Genomic DNA, 13,694 nt, shown 5'->3' with positions numbered 1-13,694 from the left:
CATTCATTGTGCTTGTTTTTGGGTTAACAAAGCGATTTTTTTAAGGAGGAGAAATATGAAGCCTAAAGTTGGATTTATTTGTGTGCACAACTCTTGCCGTAGTCAAATGGCAGAAGCACTCGGGAAATGGCTAGCAAGTGAGACTTTTGAAAGCTTTTCCGCAGGAACCGAAAGTGTCCCTAAAATCAACGAAGATGCCGTACGAACGATTTATGATCTATATCAATTTGATATGTCACAGCAAAGGTCAAAAACATTAGAAGCCATGCGAGAAGTAGATATCGTGATTACAATGGGGTGTAATGTGCAATGTCCGCAAGTCAAATGTAGTCACCGCGAGGACTGGGGACTTGACGATCCTACGGGTAAGAGTCAAACAGAGTTCAAAAGGACTGCAAAAACAATCGAGAAAAAAGTTTTAGATTTAAAAAGACGAATCGAAACGGGCAAGATTGATTATGAGAATCCTAAGGTTAGAAACTAATCTTAGGATTCTTTACTACTGAGTGCTGAAAAAAGCTTTCGAGTTTCTTTGATATGATAGAATAGAATGGAGCTATTTTTAATTTTACATATCCTACAAATGGAACGTAGAATTCGTTTTAACTTAAGATCGTTTAACCTCAAGGAGGGAAATGATGTGAAAAGGTATATCGCTTTGCTGCGAGGAATCAATGTAAGTGGCAAAAATAAAATAGTCATGACGGAATTAAAAACAGGATTTGAGGAACTTGACTTTGTTGAGGTTACAACGCATCTAAATAGTGGAAATGTGATTTTTTCCAGTAGACTTGAAGACACACTAGTACTTGCTAAAAATATAAAATCAATGATTAAAAATAAGTTTAACTTAGAATTACCTGTTCATGTCCTTTTACAAGAAGAACTAAAGGAAATTATTGAAAATGCGCCTGATTGGTGGGGAAATGCGGATAAGGCCATCTACGACAATTTGATTTTTCTCTTGTTCCCTTTAGTTTATGAGGCGTTTTACGAGGAAATGGGGAGTCCTAAAGTCGAGTTTGAGAAAATACATCATTATAAAAATGTTGTTTTCTGGTCATTCAGTCGAAAAGACTATCAGAAAACAAATTGGTGGTCAAAAACTGCCAACTCGAATGTAAAAAATAAGATCACTATTCGTACAGCGAATACGGTTAGAAGAATATCGGAAATGTGATAAGAAAAGCTTGTCTTAAAGACTAAAAAATGTAGATGAATAAAATAAGACCGCTTTTTTGGCTATTTTTGTGTAACGCTGTGTAATGCTACATAATGTTAAGAATTAAAATCCGAAGCCTCAGCCCCATTTCAGCCCCAAATAACAAAAAACGAGCTCGATAAAAATCGAAACTCGTTCTCGCGCCATCTATTAGAACTTTAAAATAAACGTCCCCTGTAGGAATCGAACCTACAACTAAACCTTAGGAGGGTCTTGTAATATCCATTTTACTAAGGGGACAAGATGAATGAACGTTTCGGGCAAAAAGAAGCCCAATGACCTTATTCTAGCAAAATTACCCATTTTTTTCAAATAAAAGACCGCTAAATCAACGTTTTAGGGCATAGTTTCAGAACTCCTAGTCTCCCAATGGTTCTAGGAGTTCTTTCGAAACTTCCCCTAATTCCACCCCCTAAAATCTATCGGAAATTAATTTCTCGTAATTTTTAGATGCCAATTCATTCATTTTGTTGTCTGTATGCATATAATGCGCAGTTATTGCGGAATTCTTAGAATGTCCAATTCTTTTTTGAATAACTACTTGAGGAACCCCAGCCTCTACCAATTGTTTAATGTGAGTATGTCTGAAAGCATGAATTGCGTGTTTTTCATGATAGCGAACCCCTGATGCTTTGCAAATTTTATGAATGTATCGTCGCACTGCGCTTCTACCTATTGTTGATCCGCTACAAGAAAATATAAAATCGTGTTGAATGATATTTGGTGGAAGACGAAGCTTTTCTTTTTTATTTATTAGTAATCTTTTTTGGATTATTTTTTTTGTTCTACTATCTAAAATGACTTCACGATATGAATCTTCTGTTTTAAGTGGTGTAAAGATTGGATTATTGATTTGATGATCAGGTGATAGTTGTTTATTGATAGATATAGTCCCTGATTTAGCATCATAGTCTTCTTCTTGAATAGCTAGCAGTTCACTGACACGAAGCCCTGTATACAACAATACCTCAATGAAATCAGCACATACTTCATTGCGAGTGTTTTTTATTAATTTACGACTATACTCAAAAATCAGTTTGATTTCATCGTCTGTATAGAACATGTTTTTTTCGTCTTCTTGCTTATTTGTCTCATCTGTTTTTATTTTGATTTTTGAAGCACAATTATAATCAATCATACGCATTTCATGTATCATAAAATCAAGAAAGTTACACATTATAGCATTTATCAAACGAATGGTTTTTTTTGAGTATCCTTGTTCAACAAGTTTATTAATAAATTTTTGATAAGTTATTCGATTTAATTTTGTAACTTTAAAATTTCCTAGATGGGGGATGATATGGTTTTTTATATGACCACGATATATCTTTTCTGTCTTCACGCTAATAGTGCCATGCTTATATTCATAAAGCCATTCTTTGATAGAGTCTTTGATAGTCAAGTTATTGTCATAAACTATAGATGCTTTTTCTTGGCGCACTAATTCATTATAAGCCTTGTTACCAGCATCTTGCGCCTCTCGTTTCAATTTACAAGCACCTGAACGCTCCTTTTGTTTTCCGTTGATACTTGCACGGGCCCGCCACACATATTTTTTCCTTTTTTCATCATAATTTACACTTACCGCCATTTTTATCATTCCTTCCGGGCAAAGGGACGTGAATAATAAAGTGGGCAATATTCGTTTTATTCAAATTCTATTTCATAAATAGATTGTTCTAATCCCTCAAGAACTTCATTTTTTTCTATAAACTGAATCCATTCTTTATGAGGATTTAATGCTTGTTTGGATATATTAGGAGAGATTTTTTCATAGGCTCCTTTTACAAAGTCATTCCACATTCTTTCTGTAGCTTTCTCTATTTTTTCATCGACCCATCTTTTCTTTGCTGGACGACGCTTGTTCTTTGCTTGTTGATATTCTAAAGCAGCTTTAATAAATGCTTGTTTAGCTAGTAAATTTTTATCTAAAAAAATATCGAACTCTTTAATTGTCATCATACCACCTCCTTAAAATATATTTTACATTTCACTTATGCCCCTTTTTCGTGATGTAGATGGACAATATCAGATACAGAAGAGGCATAAATTTGAAAATCATCTTTTGTTAATCCGTTAGTTAGTTCTTTTATAGCTAATCTTAATATAAAGTCTGAAATATTTTTTTCTTCGGTGTTTGATATAGATAGGTGTATAATATTTTGCCTAACATCAATACTACGCATAACCTCATATTTTTTAAATGCAAAAAAATTAATGCTGGCAGATGGTGTGATAGAGTGAAGCACCTGTAAATTTTCCTTAGAAATTTTATTAGTACAATCTTTAAATTTCATTTTAAAACCTCCTTAAGAATGTATGTTCTGTGTTTTCTTAAAAAGAAAAGCCAAGAGGCTAATCTTAAGCAGTTAATTTAAAAGTAAATTTTTGTGTTGTTCCTTCTAAGGGTAGCATCTCAATAGTAATAGGTGTTGTACCAATAAGCTTGTATTTATAATTTATTTCTAGGGTAGTATTCTTTTTAATGCGTTGTGAATCACCACTGAGTTTCTCATCTAGTTGCTTTAATTCTTTTCCGTTTTGATACGCTATAATAGTAACACCGCTACCTTCAAAGCTTCTTTCATCAGCAATACCATCGTCATTTCTCCAGTCAAAAGTGAAGGTTATCTGTTTGTTCTTTATTGTTGCTTTTGTTGGCTTAATGTTTGCCATACCGCTAAATTGGTAATCTCCAGTTAAATTTATTTTAGATTTTAATTTTTCTTCTTTTTTCCCTTTCTCAACTTCATTTGCTTCTTTAACTTTTTTAGGAGTTTCTTTTTTAGCTTTTTCTTCCGCTTTCACACTATCATTCTTAGCTGTTTTATTTTCCTTATTGTCTGTAAACATACCAATTATACCAAGTGCTAAAACAACTATAACCCAAAATGACCAACGTTTGTAAAATGGCTTTTTCATCTCTTCTCCCTCTTTCTAAAATTATTAGAGTACAACTCTTCCAATTAAATAAAGTTCATCTTTCTCATCAGCATAAAAGTCAGGGTATAATCGATTTCCATTTTTATCAGTATCTCGATTTAGAGAGACAAGCCGAATTCTACTTTCTTCTTTATAGATTTTTTTTATAAATGCTTCTTCATTGATTTCAACAGCAGCAATCATACCATTTTGAAATTCGTCTTGTTCTTTCACAAAAATGATTTCTCCATCTTCAAAAGTGGGTTCCATGCTGTCACCTGTAACTTGAAGAGCTAGGTCATAATCACTTGGAATGTCCTCTTTATTCATTCGAATAGTAAATAAGGGTTGTGTTTTATCAAAATTTTGGGTTCCTAATCCAGCAGCAACTTTACCTGCGACATCTATATCATTATCATTACCATTAAAATTTGCTTGGCTCACTTTTTCATTTTCCTGTTCGTGCAATTGTTGTTCAGTGTATCTGTAAACACGTTCTTGACGAGTTTTTTCTAATTTATTATATAATTGAAATATGGTATTTTTTTCACTGTTTGATTCATCTAACGCCATTAGATATGATGGTGATACGCTGAATAAGGAAGACATTTTTTCAACGATGGACCGTTTCATATTTTCTACATTACCTTTTTCATACTTATTTATTGCAGCTCTTTTTAAGCCAACTCTTTTGCCTAGTTCTTCTTGTGTCAACCCCATTTCTATTCTAAGGCGTTTAATTCTATCACCCATTGTTTCCATATGATTTATTCACCACCTTTCACAATTTTGTATCTTAAAAGTAACATATTATTTAATAGTATTCAAGATGTTTTTAAAAAGTTTAATAAAAAGATACAAAAAACGTTGACAGATAATAAAATTGTGGTAGAATAAAAGTATCTTAAAAAGATACAAAAGGAGGTGATGGGAGATGGATAAAGGGAAACTGAAATCTATAATAGTTCTTAATAATGATACACAAAATTCACTATCATTATTTTTAGGAATTAGCCCACAAACGTTTTCTAGCAAAATAAATGAAAAAAATGGTTCTGAGTTCACACAGACAGAAATAAAAAAGATTAAAGAACGCTATAAATTATCTGCTGAAGATATAAATGATATTTTTTTTAACCTTGTTGTATCTTGAAAAGATACAAAATTGAGATTTATTCAGGAGGTGCGAGATGGAAAGAGAAACTAAAAGAGCTTTATATTTAGAAAAATTCAAACGTGAAAACGAAATGGTAAAAGGTTTATTCGGAAGAGAAGTTGATCAGATCGGAACAGATTTAGTGGAACTTCTAAAAAAAGAAGACCTGACGCTTGATCAGGCGTACGCAAGTCTTCAATATGCCTATAACTTAATCAAATATGAGTCTAATTTTTTGAGATTAAAGTAACAGGCTGAGTAATTTGTAAAATGTTATTGTCTATGAACGGGAAAGATAGTTTTGCGTCAATGGTTTCAACGTTCCAGACAGTTGAGTAAGAAGGAGTTAATACATTTGAATCATACTCAATTTTTGAAAGTTCGACTAACTTTTCCATTAAGATATCTGGTCGATCGATTATAGAAAAACGTTCCGGGGAATAAGTCGCATCGAAGTAATCATAGACTGTATGTCTAACCATAGAAAACACATCATACTTTTCTTTTTCAGGTTTGAATAAATCATAAGTTATAAAATCAGATTTAATAGTTTGATTTAAAACAGGATAAAGATCGTTTTTATAGTAGACAGTTCTAGCTGTTACAAACCCAACATTTGATTTCCAAATAATCGTAAAGGGCTTAAAGTCATTTCGTTGTTGAGAACTAACCAGTTCATTAAAAACAAAAACGGCATATTCAAACATAGATAATTCAACTCTATTCACATGTTTCACCTCCAATCACAATTAGTATATCAGATTGGAAAGGAAAATAACTATTTTTAGGAGGGAGAAAATGTACCAAATCATGCCAGATACCATTGAAAAGGACGACGAACGTGTATTAACGACCGAACAACTTGCTGACTTTTATGGTTGTCCCGAATATGCCATCAAACAAAATTTTAATAACAACAAGGATAAATTTATAAAAGGCAAGCATTATTACTATCTCGAAGGCGAAGAGTTAGCCCAATTTAAGAACAGCGTAGAAAATTTCTACCCTGTTGGAAAAAACGCCAGACAGCTTTATCTATGGACGAAGCGCGGAGCCTCCCGCCATTCAAAAATGTTGGGAACGGAACGAGCTTGGGATATGTATGACCAACTGGAAGAATCCTATTTCAATCAGAACAATCAACCTATGAGCATTGAACAAATGATGATTCACCAGTTACAGGAGATGCAAGCTGTTAAAACGGATGTGGCTATGCTCAAAGATACCATGCGAATCGATGGGAATCAGCAATACACCTTAAAAGAAACAGGGAAAAAACGAGCTTTATCCGTTTTAGGGGGCTACCAATCCAAAGCCTATGAAGCGATCTCTAAAAAAGTCTTTTCTCAAATGTGGCGAGACTTCAAAAAGCAGTTTCTGATTCCGCGCTATGGGGATCTTTCGAAAAAAGATTTCGAAGCAGGTATGGATTTTTTAAACATGTGGTTACCTGAAACAAGTGTAAGACTGGAAATAAAAAACTTAAATCAACAAGAAAATTTATTTTAATAATTAAAAAATGGGCAAAGGGACGTGAAAACATGTCACTTATTGATGTTGAAGCACTGGAAAAACGTATAGAAAAGCAACTATTAGAGGAGATTCAAGAAAGATCAAGAATAGGAACCATTTGGAGTATGAAACGGATGGCGAAAGAGGCGGGGCATAGTGATGAATGGGTAAAAATGCACTGTGTTCCTCATTTAGAGCCTCGTGGCGTGGCGTTTCAATTTAAAGGACAATGGAATTTTTTAGCAGAAGAAGCACATGAATTTTTGAGAAACATAAAGGATTATCAATAGTTAAAAAGTGAGGAGGGAAATACATGCTACATCTAATCACACTCGCATTCTTTATTTCAGTTGTCATTATGGGTTGCTATTTAGCTGGTTATGGAAGTAGGCAGAGCATCAAAAAAATAAGCTCACGCGCCAACGTGAGCAGTGAGGGAATACCATATCCCAAATATACACACCTATAGTGTATGGTATTCCCTTCAAAAAAGCAAGTACATTTCAATTTTGGAGGTTTTAGCATGGATGGATTTCAAGCTTATGTCAAGTTAGAGGAGTTACAAGAACTTATTTCGGATAGTAAAGAGACAAAGCCGCCTTACCAATTAGGAACAACAGCACTCAATGAACAAACAGGAAAAGTGGAAACTAGATGGACAACCATTAGTAGAGAACAATATTTAGCGGAAATGTTAGATGTTGTGAGCCATGAAATTACTAACATTCAACAGGTTCTCTATATGAATACCGAATATGAGCTTGTTCAACTATTTTTTACCACCATTAAAGCGAATAAACAATTTCAACGTGAGGAAACCTACAGAAAAGAATTCTATCAGTTTATGCATCGGTTACTTGAGGATAAACAGTTAAGTGAGCTTCTTTTATTGGAGTTTTTAAGTAGCAAAGAATTCTTTGAAATTATAGAAACTATGAAGTTTGATGAGCATTTAGAACCTGATTACATGGATCCTTATGCGAAGTATGAAGATTATTTAAATCGCTCTGTGAGTCGGCTAGCTGAAAAAATAGGCATTTCGGATTTTATCGAAAACCAGTTAAATGATTTTCGAAAAAGTACATCTGATGAGGAGGGGCTGCAATGACTAAAGAAATAGATCAGTTCCTTGCAAGTGTTCGCTCATTAAGAAAACTAGGGTTTCATGAGAGAGGTAGATTGTCCAAAGCCGAGGAGACACAAGAAAAATTTGTTTTTCATAGCATCCGGTGTATTGCCTATTTTCCTATACAAACGTTAGTAAGGGAAATGCAACAAGATAAGCGATTTTTAGAAGGACTTTTAAATCTGTTATCTGCTATACATCAAGGGATAGACCGTTTAACTCCGCAACAGTTTGAAACGCTTTTTCCAATAGAAAAGTTATATAGCGGAGAGAGTGAGAAAGAAAAGGCTTACTTTTACACGCAAAAAATGATTCATGAGCTGATTGGTGAAGGCGATGAGCCAATTAAAAGGGAAGCGGCTGCCTTTCTATGGAACTATCAAAACAACGAAGTGCGTAGATTCGTAACAAGAACCATGATCATTGGCAAATTATTTTATCAGTCTAAGGAAGTTTCGAGTTCCGTTCAAGATTTTGCGAAGCTGATGGGAGGTGTTTCTATTGCCAACTAAAGAGGCGATGACAATTATTCGTGAATCAGAAAGTTTTAGACAAATTCAAACAATCATTTTGACAATGAGCAAACAAGCGTTAACCTGCTTCATTCAAATATTAAAGAATTATCAAAGGGAAAACAAAGCAGCTGGGAGCTTTATAACAGAAATTATCCAACTCGCAGAATCTGAACTAGAAGCGTACAAAAAGGAGGAAGCGACCTTATGAAATGTCCCTATTTAATACTTCGTGAAGCACCCTCTAAAATACAAGAAACATTTGAGGCTAGCATGAAGGCGATAAGAGACTTAGATACATGTACTTTGCTAAGACTTCATAATCGTTGCAAGCAAATGGAAATAGAAAGTCGTTTGGCACAAATTGCACTAGAAATTACGCTTATAAGCCTTTCTTTTGAGCTTTACAAGCGTAGGGCAAGGAGGCATTTAAATGCAAGATCAAGTTTTTTATGAAGGTATCTATAAACAAGGATTCGGCATGATTGCAAAAGCAGTCATGCGGGATCAGGCGTTAAGCATAGAGGCAAAAGCCATTTATTCGTATTTATGTAGTTTTGCTGGTGCGGGTCAAACTGCATTTCCAAGCGTAGAACTCATATTGGCAGAGTTAAACATAAGCCGTGAGCGCTTTTATAAACATCGTAAATTATTAATAGAAAAAGGATATATCAAAGTCACGCAAACGAAAAACGAAAAAGGACAACAGCAACAAAATATTTATCACATTTTGAATGAAGTAACCCCACAGTCGGATTTTAAAACTACGGATAACCCGCAGTCAGAAAAACCGCAGTCAGGTTTTCCGCAGTCGGATAATCTGCAGTCAGAAAACCAGTACAGTATAAGTAACAGTCTTACTAGTAACAGTCTTAAAAGTAACAATATAAATAATAATAGTGCTGCTGCTGAAAATAGATATAATCAGTTATATAGTGAGCTGTCTGATGCAAACAAGCAGGCAGCAGAAGCAATTCCCATTGATTTATTTCAAGATTGCATCACAAACTGCTTGGGGAATGTATGCCAATTAAGTCCCTATCAGGTGCAAGATTTAATCGCTTGGGAAGAAGACACAAACAGACCGCTTGTTAATTTTGCGATCTATCACGCTGGCATGCGAGGTGCTCGAGGTTATCCACTTATACAAGACATTTTAAAAGAATGGTCACAAGCGAATATAACGGAACTTGCTGCTGCTGTTGCCTATGAACAACAAAAAAAGAATAGCGCAAAGAGAGGAGCTAGGAAAAATGGAACGAGTGAAAGATGTGATGGGCGAAATTCAAAAAAACAAAGACCTTCAAGCATCTACGGCTAATCCAGTACGCTTCTCTATGCTAGATAAATATTGTGAAAGTGATGTGCACAGGGGCAAGACAGTGCAGATGATGTGTGTGGATGGTGAAGAGCTTTGTCCCATTTGCAAGCGTGAAGCCGATAATAAACAATTAAGCACTGAGCTTAAACATAAAGCGAAGGAAATACAAAAGCAAAAGCGATTAGATACCCTTTTGCAAAACAGCCTTTTTGAAGATGATAATTTGAAACAAGCAGGCTTTAAAAACTATTACGCTGAAAAAGGCACGGAGGCGGCACATAATAAGCAAAAAATGATTCAGGTATCCAAAGCCTATCAAGAGGGGCAAACGTTTAATACATGGCTTTACGGAGAACCAGGTACAGGAAAAACGCATTTAGCAGTTGCAGCCATTCGAACCATTAACGAACTATCAAGCGGGAAATTTACATGCCTTTTCGTGAATACAAGCAAACTCATGCAGGATATTCGCAGAACTTTTTCAAATAACGGGTTTGGAGGAGAAACAGAGAGCAGCTATATCGAGCGGTGTGCGTCTCCTGATATTTTAGTGCTTGACGATCTTGGGGCAGAAAGTGGACGCATTGGCAAAGAAAATCAAGCAAGTGATTTTGTGCATCGTGTCCTCTATGCGATTTCGAATGAACGTTTAAAAAAAAGCACGATTATTACAACAAACTTAACTTTTGATGAGTTAGAGACGATTTATGATAAAAAATTGGTTTCACGTCTTAAAGGTAAACATCTAGCCTTAGACTTTTCACAGACACAGGACCATAGAGATCAAAAAATGAATGTAGGAGATGTCACAGATGGATGAACCTTTTTACATCATCAGTGAGAGAAACACAAAATTTGGGAAAATCATAGAAATTGGTGTGGACACCTCTTTTGATTTACAAGAGCATAACAAACGAATGCGAGAAACAGCAGATCAAGCAAAAGAGGATTTAGCAAGGAAGGATGGAAATTAAGATGCTCGTAAAGATTAAATATTTATGTAGCCGTAAAGGAATAACATTGAATGATTTATCTAGTGAAATAGGTTTATCTTTTAATGCCCTTTATAGATGGGATGCCCACACTCCCTCTGTTGATAATGTTGTCAAAGTAGCGGATTACTTTCATGTGTCGATGGATTATCTGTTAGGGCGGGATGCATATATTGAACCTATTATGAATCAAGAGGCTGTGCATGAAATAGCTGCAGAATGCGCTAATTTAACCAATCAAACATTATCCTCTTTAGCAACGATTGAGAAACAATTAAAAAGATATATGTAAGCAAGGTGACAAGTGTAAAAAAATGGAGAAAAACAAACATACAGTGAAGGTGAATTTATGGTTGTAAAAAGAAGAATGTCTTTATCTTTTCGTCGGGCTATTGATTTATTGGAAGATCAAGGCGGGGACTTAGATTTAAATGATTTAGGGTTTCTTTTAACTGTGTTAAGAGATGATGCGGTCCAAGATAAAACATGGGAGGTCTTACAAGATTTTACAGAACAACTTTGGGAGAAAACGCACGGTTCTTTGTCCTGATTGAAAGAGTAGTTTTGTTGGAGAGGAACATTGTTGTTCACATTCCAATAAAAAAAGCAGGGTCGCCCCCGCTAGTCCGTAAACTAATTATAACATGGGGGCGATTTTATGGGAAATGCGTTATTTCAACTACCACAGCCAAATGAAATAGACTATATTAACACAGTGCGTGCCGTTAAACAGTTTTTTGAAGATTACAAGCGGCTAAGAATGCTTGCGGGAGAACCTCGCAAACTGCCAACGCTAACAGCGATGTACGAGATCACACCCCCAAGTTTTAACAACGCTTTTCACTCGAATGTTGAAGATGTTGCGATACACAACATAGACAACGTGCAGGCGGCGCAAGAGGCGGTTAAAAAGTATAATAGCATTATTAATCAACTAGAACATATCAAGCGAAAAATCATCATAGAATTCTTTTTATATGGTTATCGGGATATAGATATTATGATAGACATACCTTACGAAGAAGCGCAATACAAACGCGAGAAAAAAGAGGCAGTTATAGAACTAGCTACTACTTTACAAATTGAAATTCTAAAATGATACTTTCTTGATACTTTTAGGCTGAAAAAAGGTGTTAATATTGTAATATGAAGAACTCGGGAGCAGGTGACCAGTCAAAAAAGTATTGTATGTGGTATCTGCTTCTCGAGTTCTCAACCTCCACGCTGGTTGTAAAACATGCACGTGGAAACTACCTTTTTTCCTTCTGTTTAATCTATTGACGATTGAACAGAAGGTTTTTGTGTTGTATACTAAAAACAAAAAACACAAAAAGGTAGGGACAGAAGATGGATATTAAATACGTAATTGAAAGGTTAAATGAATTGGATGTATCTCAATCAGAGGCTGTGACTTTGTACTTTATTGATAAGCGTAAAAAAGGGTTGACAGCATTTGTGCCTGAACTAGGATTAGAGGTTAGGAAAAAATTAAAAGAGATGTTCAAGATTACTTTAGAATCACCTATTTTTGAATTAATTCAAAAAGATTTTAATCTTAACGGGAGGGAAGAGGATACATTAGAAATAGCAGATCTTAGTATAGGTCGAGCAAATGAAATCATAAATGATATTTTTAGCAATGCGCCACAACAAGATATCGAACAAATGCAATTAGATAATATTAATTTTTACTTAATTGAATTTAGGCTTGAAAATATAGATCATGGAACCGATAGCTTTAAAATATTAAGAAGATTTTATAAATATAAGAAGCTAAAAAAAGGTCTTAAAGGATATTTTACCGGAAATCACTTTAAGGAGTTCGATGAAGATATTGTAGGAGTTGATTGTGATGTTGATTTAATTATTTTCAATGATGAAATGCTAGTGGTAAATCGAGCATCGCTTAATAATATTTTTGATATGAACGACTTTTATATTGAAAAAACTAAGGCTATTTTAGATGATATAGGTACTTATAATAAAATAAATAATTTTGAACTTTTTTCAAAAGAGTGTCTTGAAGACAGAAATTTAGTTAAGAGATTTACTCAATTACAAAAAGATGAAAATGCTGTTTCGAGTTTCTTTAATCACTATGCTAATTTACCAAAAGTTATTGACGAAGTGAGTCTTGAGATAAAATTAGATAGTGAGGGAAATATAGACTATCAGGGTCAGTATGTTGAACGATTAGATATTTTTAAATGCATAGCTGATAAGTTTTATAAGACCTTATTAAAGGGCGTTATTGGTGAGGATGCTCTTAGGTGAAAAGGGTGATTATGATGCTAGGAAAAAATATAGTGAAAAGTGTACTGTATCTTTCTTCTTTTATACCTTTATTTATTTTACTCATCGTACAAAATCTTAACATTTTTAATGAAGAAAATAAGTTTATAGGATTCAAAGCTTTTTTTAGTCAGTTTTTGGGTAGTGGGCCTTTATCATCGAGATTTATTTTTTGGTTTGCTGTTGTTATCTTTATTTGTCTATCTATGGTAGGTATTGTTGTTTTCTTTAAGTTTTATGTGAAATCTGATGGTGTTCCTAGCAAAGTTGAAGGGAGTTCATTCAGAAGAGCTGATACTTTGGGATATGTTATCACATATATTGTTCCTTTGATGTCTATGGATATTAATAGCTTTAGAAGCTTATTATTAAATTTTTTATTGTTTTTCATAATAGGTGTTTTTTATGTGAAAAATAATCAGTTTTTTATGAATCCAATTTTAAATTTATGCGGCTATAATATTTTAGAATCTGACAGTGGAAGAGTGTACATAACAAAACTATCCCCTAGGATAATAAAAGAAAAAGCAAAAGAAGAAGAGGAAGTTTTTTTGGTGAATATTGTTGAAGATATTTATATTGTTAAAGAAAATAAATAAATTTTGTGATTAAAGCTCTCACTCGAGGGCTTTTTATTAT

The 13,694-nt window shown here is 34.2% G+C and carries 23 protein-coding genes and 1 tRNA gene; 17 read left to right on the top strand and 7 right to left on the bottom strand.

Annotation, left to right across the window (positions count from 1 at the left end):
• Window positions 1-55 precede the first annotated feature (55 nt).
• Entirely contained in the window at window positions 56-484 is a 429-nt protein-coding gene (locus HB912_RS12390) for an arsenate reductase/protein-tyrosine-phosphatase family protein (RefSeq protein ID WP_185375010.1), read from the top strand.
• 156 nt (window positions 485-640) lie between these two features.
• The gene (locus HB912_RS12385; RefSeq protein ID WP_185375008.1) at window positions 641-1,180 is read left to right on the top strand and encodes a DUF1697 domain-containing protein; all 540 of its coding nucleotides are present in this window, start codon (window positions 641-643) and stop codon (window positions 1,178-1,180) included.
• Window positions 1,181-1,390: 210 nt separating this feature from the next.
• On the opposite strand, the gene HB912_RS12380 is transcribed toward HB912_RS12385, so the two are convergent.
• From HB912_RS12380 to HB912_RS12355, 6 genes are all read right to left on the bottom strand, one after another.
• A tRNA-Arg gene (locus HB912_RS12380) sits at window positions 1,391-1,462 on the bottom strand.
• Window positions 1,463-1,634: 172 nt separating this feature from the next.
• Window positions 1,635-2,813: a tyrosine-type recombinase/integrase gene (locus tag HB912_RS12375; RefSeq protein ID WP_185375006.1), complete on the bottom strand. Its 1,179-nt coding sequence runs from the start codon at window positions 2,811-2,813 to the stop codon at window positions 1,635-1,637.
• A gap of 56 nt (window positions 2,814-2,869) precedes the next feature.
• Window positions 2,870-3,181, bottom strand: a complete 312-nt coding sequence (locus HB912_RS12370) for a hypothetical protein (RefSeq protein WP_185375004.1) — start codon at window positions 3,179-3,181, stop codon at window positions 2,870-2,872.
• Between the two features lie 35 nt (window positions 3,182-3,216).
• The gene (locus HB912_RS12365) at window positions 3,217-3,519 is read right to left on the bottom strand and encodes a hypothetical protein (protein ID WP_185375002.1); all 303 of its coding nucleotides are present in this window, start codon (window positions 3,517-3,519) and stop codon (window positions 3,217-3,219) included.
• Window positions 3,520-3,583: 64 nt separating this feature from the next.
• Window positions 3,584-4,144: a hypothetical protein gene (locus tag HB912_RS12360; RefSeq protein WP_185375000.1), complete on the bottom strand. Its 561-nt coding sequence runs from the start codon at window positions 4,142-4,144 to the stop codon at window positions 3,584-3,586.
• A gap of 24 nt (window positions 4,145-4,168) precedes the next feature.
• Window positions 4,169-4,906 carry a helix-turn-helix domain-containing protein gene (locus tag HB912_RS12355; RefSeq protein ID WP_185374998.1) on the bottom strand — a complete coding sequence of 246 codons (738 nt, stop codon included), beginning with the start codon at window positions 4,904-4,906 and terminating at the stop codon, window positions 4,169-4,171.
• A 172-nt stretch (window positions 4,907-5,078) separates the two neighbouring features.
• Between HB912_RS12355 and HB912_RS12350 the strand changes: the two genes are divergently transcribed.
• Both HB912_RS12350 and HB912_RS12345 read left to right on the top strand, forming a co-directional pair.
• Window positions 5,079-5,297, top strand: a complete 219-nt coding sequence (locus HB912_RS12350; protein ID WP_185374996.1) for an XRE family transcriptional regulator — start codon at window positions 5,079-5,081, stop codon at window positions 5,295-5,297.
• A gap of 37 nt (window positions 5,298-5,334) precedes the next feature.
• Window positions 5,335-5,550, top strand: a complete 216-nt coding sequence (locus HB912_RS12345; RefSeq protein ID WP_185374994.1) for a hypothetical protein — start codon at window positions 5,335-5,337, stop codon at window positions 5,548-5,550.
• Here HB912_RS12345 and HB912_RS12340 read toward each other — a convergent pair.
• Window positions 5,528-6,028 carry a hypothetical protein gene (locus HB912_RS12340; protein ID WP_185374993.1) on the bottom strand — a complete coding sequence of 167 codons (501 nt, stop codon included), beginning with the start codon at window positions 6,026-6,028 and terminating at the stop codon, window positions 5,528-5,530. The genes HB912_RS12345 and HB912_RS12340 overlap by 23 nt on opposite strands.
• A 70-nt stretch (window positions 6,029-6,098) precedes the next feature.
• Between HB912_RS12340 and HB912_RS12335 the strand changes: the two genes are divergently transcribed.
• The 13 genes from HB912_RS12335 to HB912_RS12275 all read left to right on the top strand — a co-directional run bounded on the left by HB912_RS12335 (window position 6,099) and on the right by HB912_RS12275 (window position 13,654).
• The gene (locus HB912_RS12335) at window positions 6,099-6,809 is read left to right on the top strand and encodes an ORF6C domain-containing protein (RefSeq protein WP_185374992.1); all 711 of its coding nucleotides are present in this window, start codon (window positions 6,099-6,101) and stop codon (window positions 6,807-6,809) included.
• Window positions 6,810-6,841: 32 nt separating this feature from the next.
• On the top strand, window positions 6,842-7,102 hold the full coding sequence (locus HB912_RS12330) for a hypothetical protein (RefSeq protein WP_185374991.1): 261 nt from the start codon (window positions 6,842-6,844) through the stop codon (window positions 7,100-7,102).
• Window positions 7,103-7,335: 233 nt separating this feature from the next.
• The gene (locus HB912_RS12325; RefSeq protein ID WP_185374990.1) at window positions 7,336-7,920 is read left to right on the top strand and encodes a hypothetical protein; all 585 of its coding nucleotides are present in this window, start codon (window positions 7,336-7,338) and stop codon (window positions 7,918-7,920) included.
• Entirely contained in the window at window positions 7,917-8,450 is a 534-nt protein-coding gene (locus HB912_RS12320) for a hypothetical protein (RefSeq protein ID WP_185374989.1), read from the top strand. Before HB912_RS12325 ends, HB912_RS12320 begins: the two co-directional genes overlap by 4 nt.
• Window positions 8,440-8,661 carry a hypothetical protein gene (locus tag HB912_RS12315; protein ID WP_185374988.1) on the top strand — a complete coding sequence of 74 codons (222 nt, stop codon included), beginning with the start codon at window positions 8,440-8,442 and terminating at the stop codon, window positions 8,659-8,661. The genes HB912_RS12320 and HB912_RS12315 overlap by 11 nt, the downstream gene beginning before the upstream one ends.
• Before the next feature lie 222 nt (window positions 8,662-8,883).
• A complete protein-coding gene (locus tag HB912_RS12310) occupies window positions 8,884-9,771 on the top strand; it encodes a helix-turn-helix domain-containing protein (protein ID WP_185374987.1) in 888 nt (295 codons plus the stop codon).
• Complete coding sequence (locus HB912_RS12305; RefSeq protein WP_185374986.1) at window positions 9,704-10,591, top strand: ATP-binding protein; 888 nt, start codon at window positions 9,704-9,706, stop codon at window positions 10,589-10,591. Before HB912_RS12310 ends, HB912_RS12305 begins: the two co-directional genes overlap by 68 nt.
• Entirely contained in the window at window positions 10,584-10,745 is a 162-nt protein-coding gene (locus HB912_RS12300) for a hypothetical protein (RefSeq protein WP_185374984.1), read from the top strand. The genes HB912_RS12305 and HB912_RS12300 overlap by 8 nt, the downstream gene beginning before the upstream one ends.
• Window positions 10,735-11,055, top strand: a complete 321-nt coding sequence (locus HB912_RS12295) for a helix-turn-helix domain-containing protein (protein WP_185374982.1) — start codon at window positions 10,735-10,737, stop codon at window positions 11,053-11,055. Before HB912_RS12300 ends, HB912_RS12295 begins: the two co-directional genes overlap by 11 nt.
• Before the next feature lie 57 nt (window positions 11,056-11,112).
• Window positions 11,113-11,313, top strand: a complete 201-nt coding sequence (locus HB912_RS12290) for a hypothetical protein (protein WP_185374980.1) — start codon at window positions 11,113-11,115, stop codon at window positions 11,311-11,313.
• 108 nt (window positions 11,314-11,421) lie between these two features.
• Window positions 11,422-11,862: an ArpU family phage packaging/lysis transcriptional regulator gene (locus HB912_RS12285; protein WP_185374978.1), complete on the top strand. Its 441-nt coding sequence runs from the start codon at window positions 11,422-11,424 to the stop codon at window positions 11,860-11,862.
• 248 nt (window positions 11,863-12,110) lie between these two features.
• On the top strand, window positions 12,111-13,037 hold the full coding sequence (locus tag HB912_RS12280) for a Kiwa anti-phage protein KwaB-like domain-containing protein (protein WP_185374976.1): 927 nt from the start codon (window positions 12,111-12,113) through the stop codon (window positions 13,035-13,037).
• Window positions 13,034-13,654 (top strand): hypothetical protein, encoded by a 621-nt coding sequence (locus HB912_RS12275; protein ID WP_185374974.1) that lies wholly within the window; start codon window positions 13,034-13,036, stop codon window positions 13,652-13,654. The genes HB912_RS12280 and HB912_RS12275 overlap by 4 nt, the downstream gene beginning before the upstream one ends.
• The last annotated feature ends 40 nt before the right edge of the window (window positions 13,655-13,694 follow it).

Origin of the sequence: Listeria aquatica, from assembly GCF_014223975.1 — a bacterium.
In the GTDB taxonomy this organism is placed as follows: Bacteria; Bacillota; Bacilli; order Lactobacillales; family Listeriaceae; genus Listeria; species Listeria aquatica.
Note: the sequence above shows the minus strand (reverse complement) of the source record. Positions and strands in the feature narration are given on the sequence as shown.

Coding starts and splice junctions, on each gene's coding strand:
- HB912_RS12285 (WP_185374978.1), top strand. CDS start 11,422: ATGGGAAATGCGTTATTTCAACTACCACAGCCAAATGAAATAGACTAT.
- HB912_RS12335 (WP_185374992.1), top strand. CDS start 6,099: ATGTACCAAATCATGCCAGATACCATTGAAAAGGACGACGAACGTGTA.
- HB912_RS12345 (WP_185374994.1), top strand. CDS start 5,335: ATGGAAAGAGAAACTAAAAGAGCTTTATATTTAGAAAAATTCAAACGT.
- HB912_RS12370 (WP_185375004.1), bottom strand. CDS start 3,181: ATGACAATTAAAGAGTTCGATATTTTTTTAGATAAAAATTTACTAGCT.
- HB912_RS12310 (WP_185374987.1), top strand. CDS start 8,884: ATGCAAGATCAAGTTTTTTATGAAGGTATCTATAAACAAGGATTCGGC.
- HB912_RS12300 (WP_185374984.1), top strand. CDS start 10,584: ATGGATGAACCTTTTTACATCATCAGTGAGAGAAACACAAAATTTGGG.
- HB912_RS12365 (WP_185375002.1), bottom strand. CDS start 3,519: ATGAAATTTAAAGATTGTACTAATAAAATTTCTAAGGAAAATTTACAG.
- HB912_RS12350 (WP_185374996.1), top strand. CDS start 5,079: ATGGATAAAGGGAAACTGAAATCTATAATAGTTCTTAATAATGATACA.
- HB912_RS12295 (WP_185374982.1), top strand. CDS start 10,735: ATGGAAATTAAGATGCTCGTAAAGATTAAATATTTATGTAGCCGTAAA.
- HB912_RS12355 (WP_185374998.1), bottom strand. CDS start 4,906: ATGGAAACAATGGGTGATAGAATTAAACGCCTTAGAATAGAAATGGGG.
- HB912_RS12305 (WP_185374986.1), top strand. CDS start 9,704: ATGGAACGAGTGAAAGATGTGATGGGCGAAATTCAAAAAAACAAAGAC.
- HB912_RS12375 (WP_185375006.1), bottom strand. CDS start 2,813: ATGGCGGTAAGTGTAAATTATGATGAAAAAAGGAAAAAATATGTGTGG.
- HB912_RS12280 (WP_185374976.1), top strand. CDS start 12,111: ATGGATATTAAATACGTAATTGAAAGGTTAAATGAATTGGATGTATCT.
- HB912_RS12360 (WP_185375000.1), bottom strand. CDS start 4,144: ATGAAAAAGCCATTTTACAAACGTTGGTCATTTTGGGTTATAGTTGTT.
- HB912_RS12325 (WP_185374990.1), top strand. CDS start 7,336: ATGGATGGATTTCAAGCTTATGTCAAGTTAGAGGAGTTACAAGAACTT.
- HB912_RS12330 (WP_185374991.1), top strand. CDS start 6,842: ATGTCACTTATTGATGTTGAAGCACTGGAAAAACGTATAGAAAAGCAA.
- HB912_RS12320 (WP_185374989.1), top strand. CDS start 7,917: ATGACTAAAGAAATAGATCAGTTCCTTGCAAGTGTTCGCTCATTAAGA.
- HB912_RS12290 (WP_185374980.1), top strand. CDS start 11,113: ATGGTTGTAAAAAGAAGAATGTCTTTATCTTTTCGTCGGGCTATTGAT.
- HB912_RS12390 (WP_185375010.1), top strand. CDS start 56: ATGAAGCCTAAAGTTGGATTTATTTGTGTGCACAACTCTTGCCGTAGT.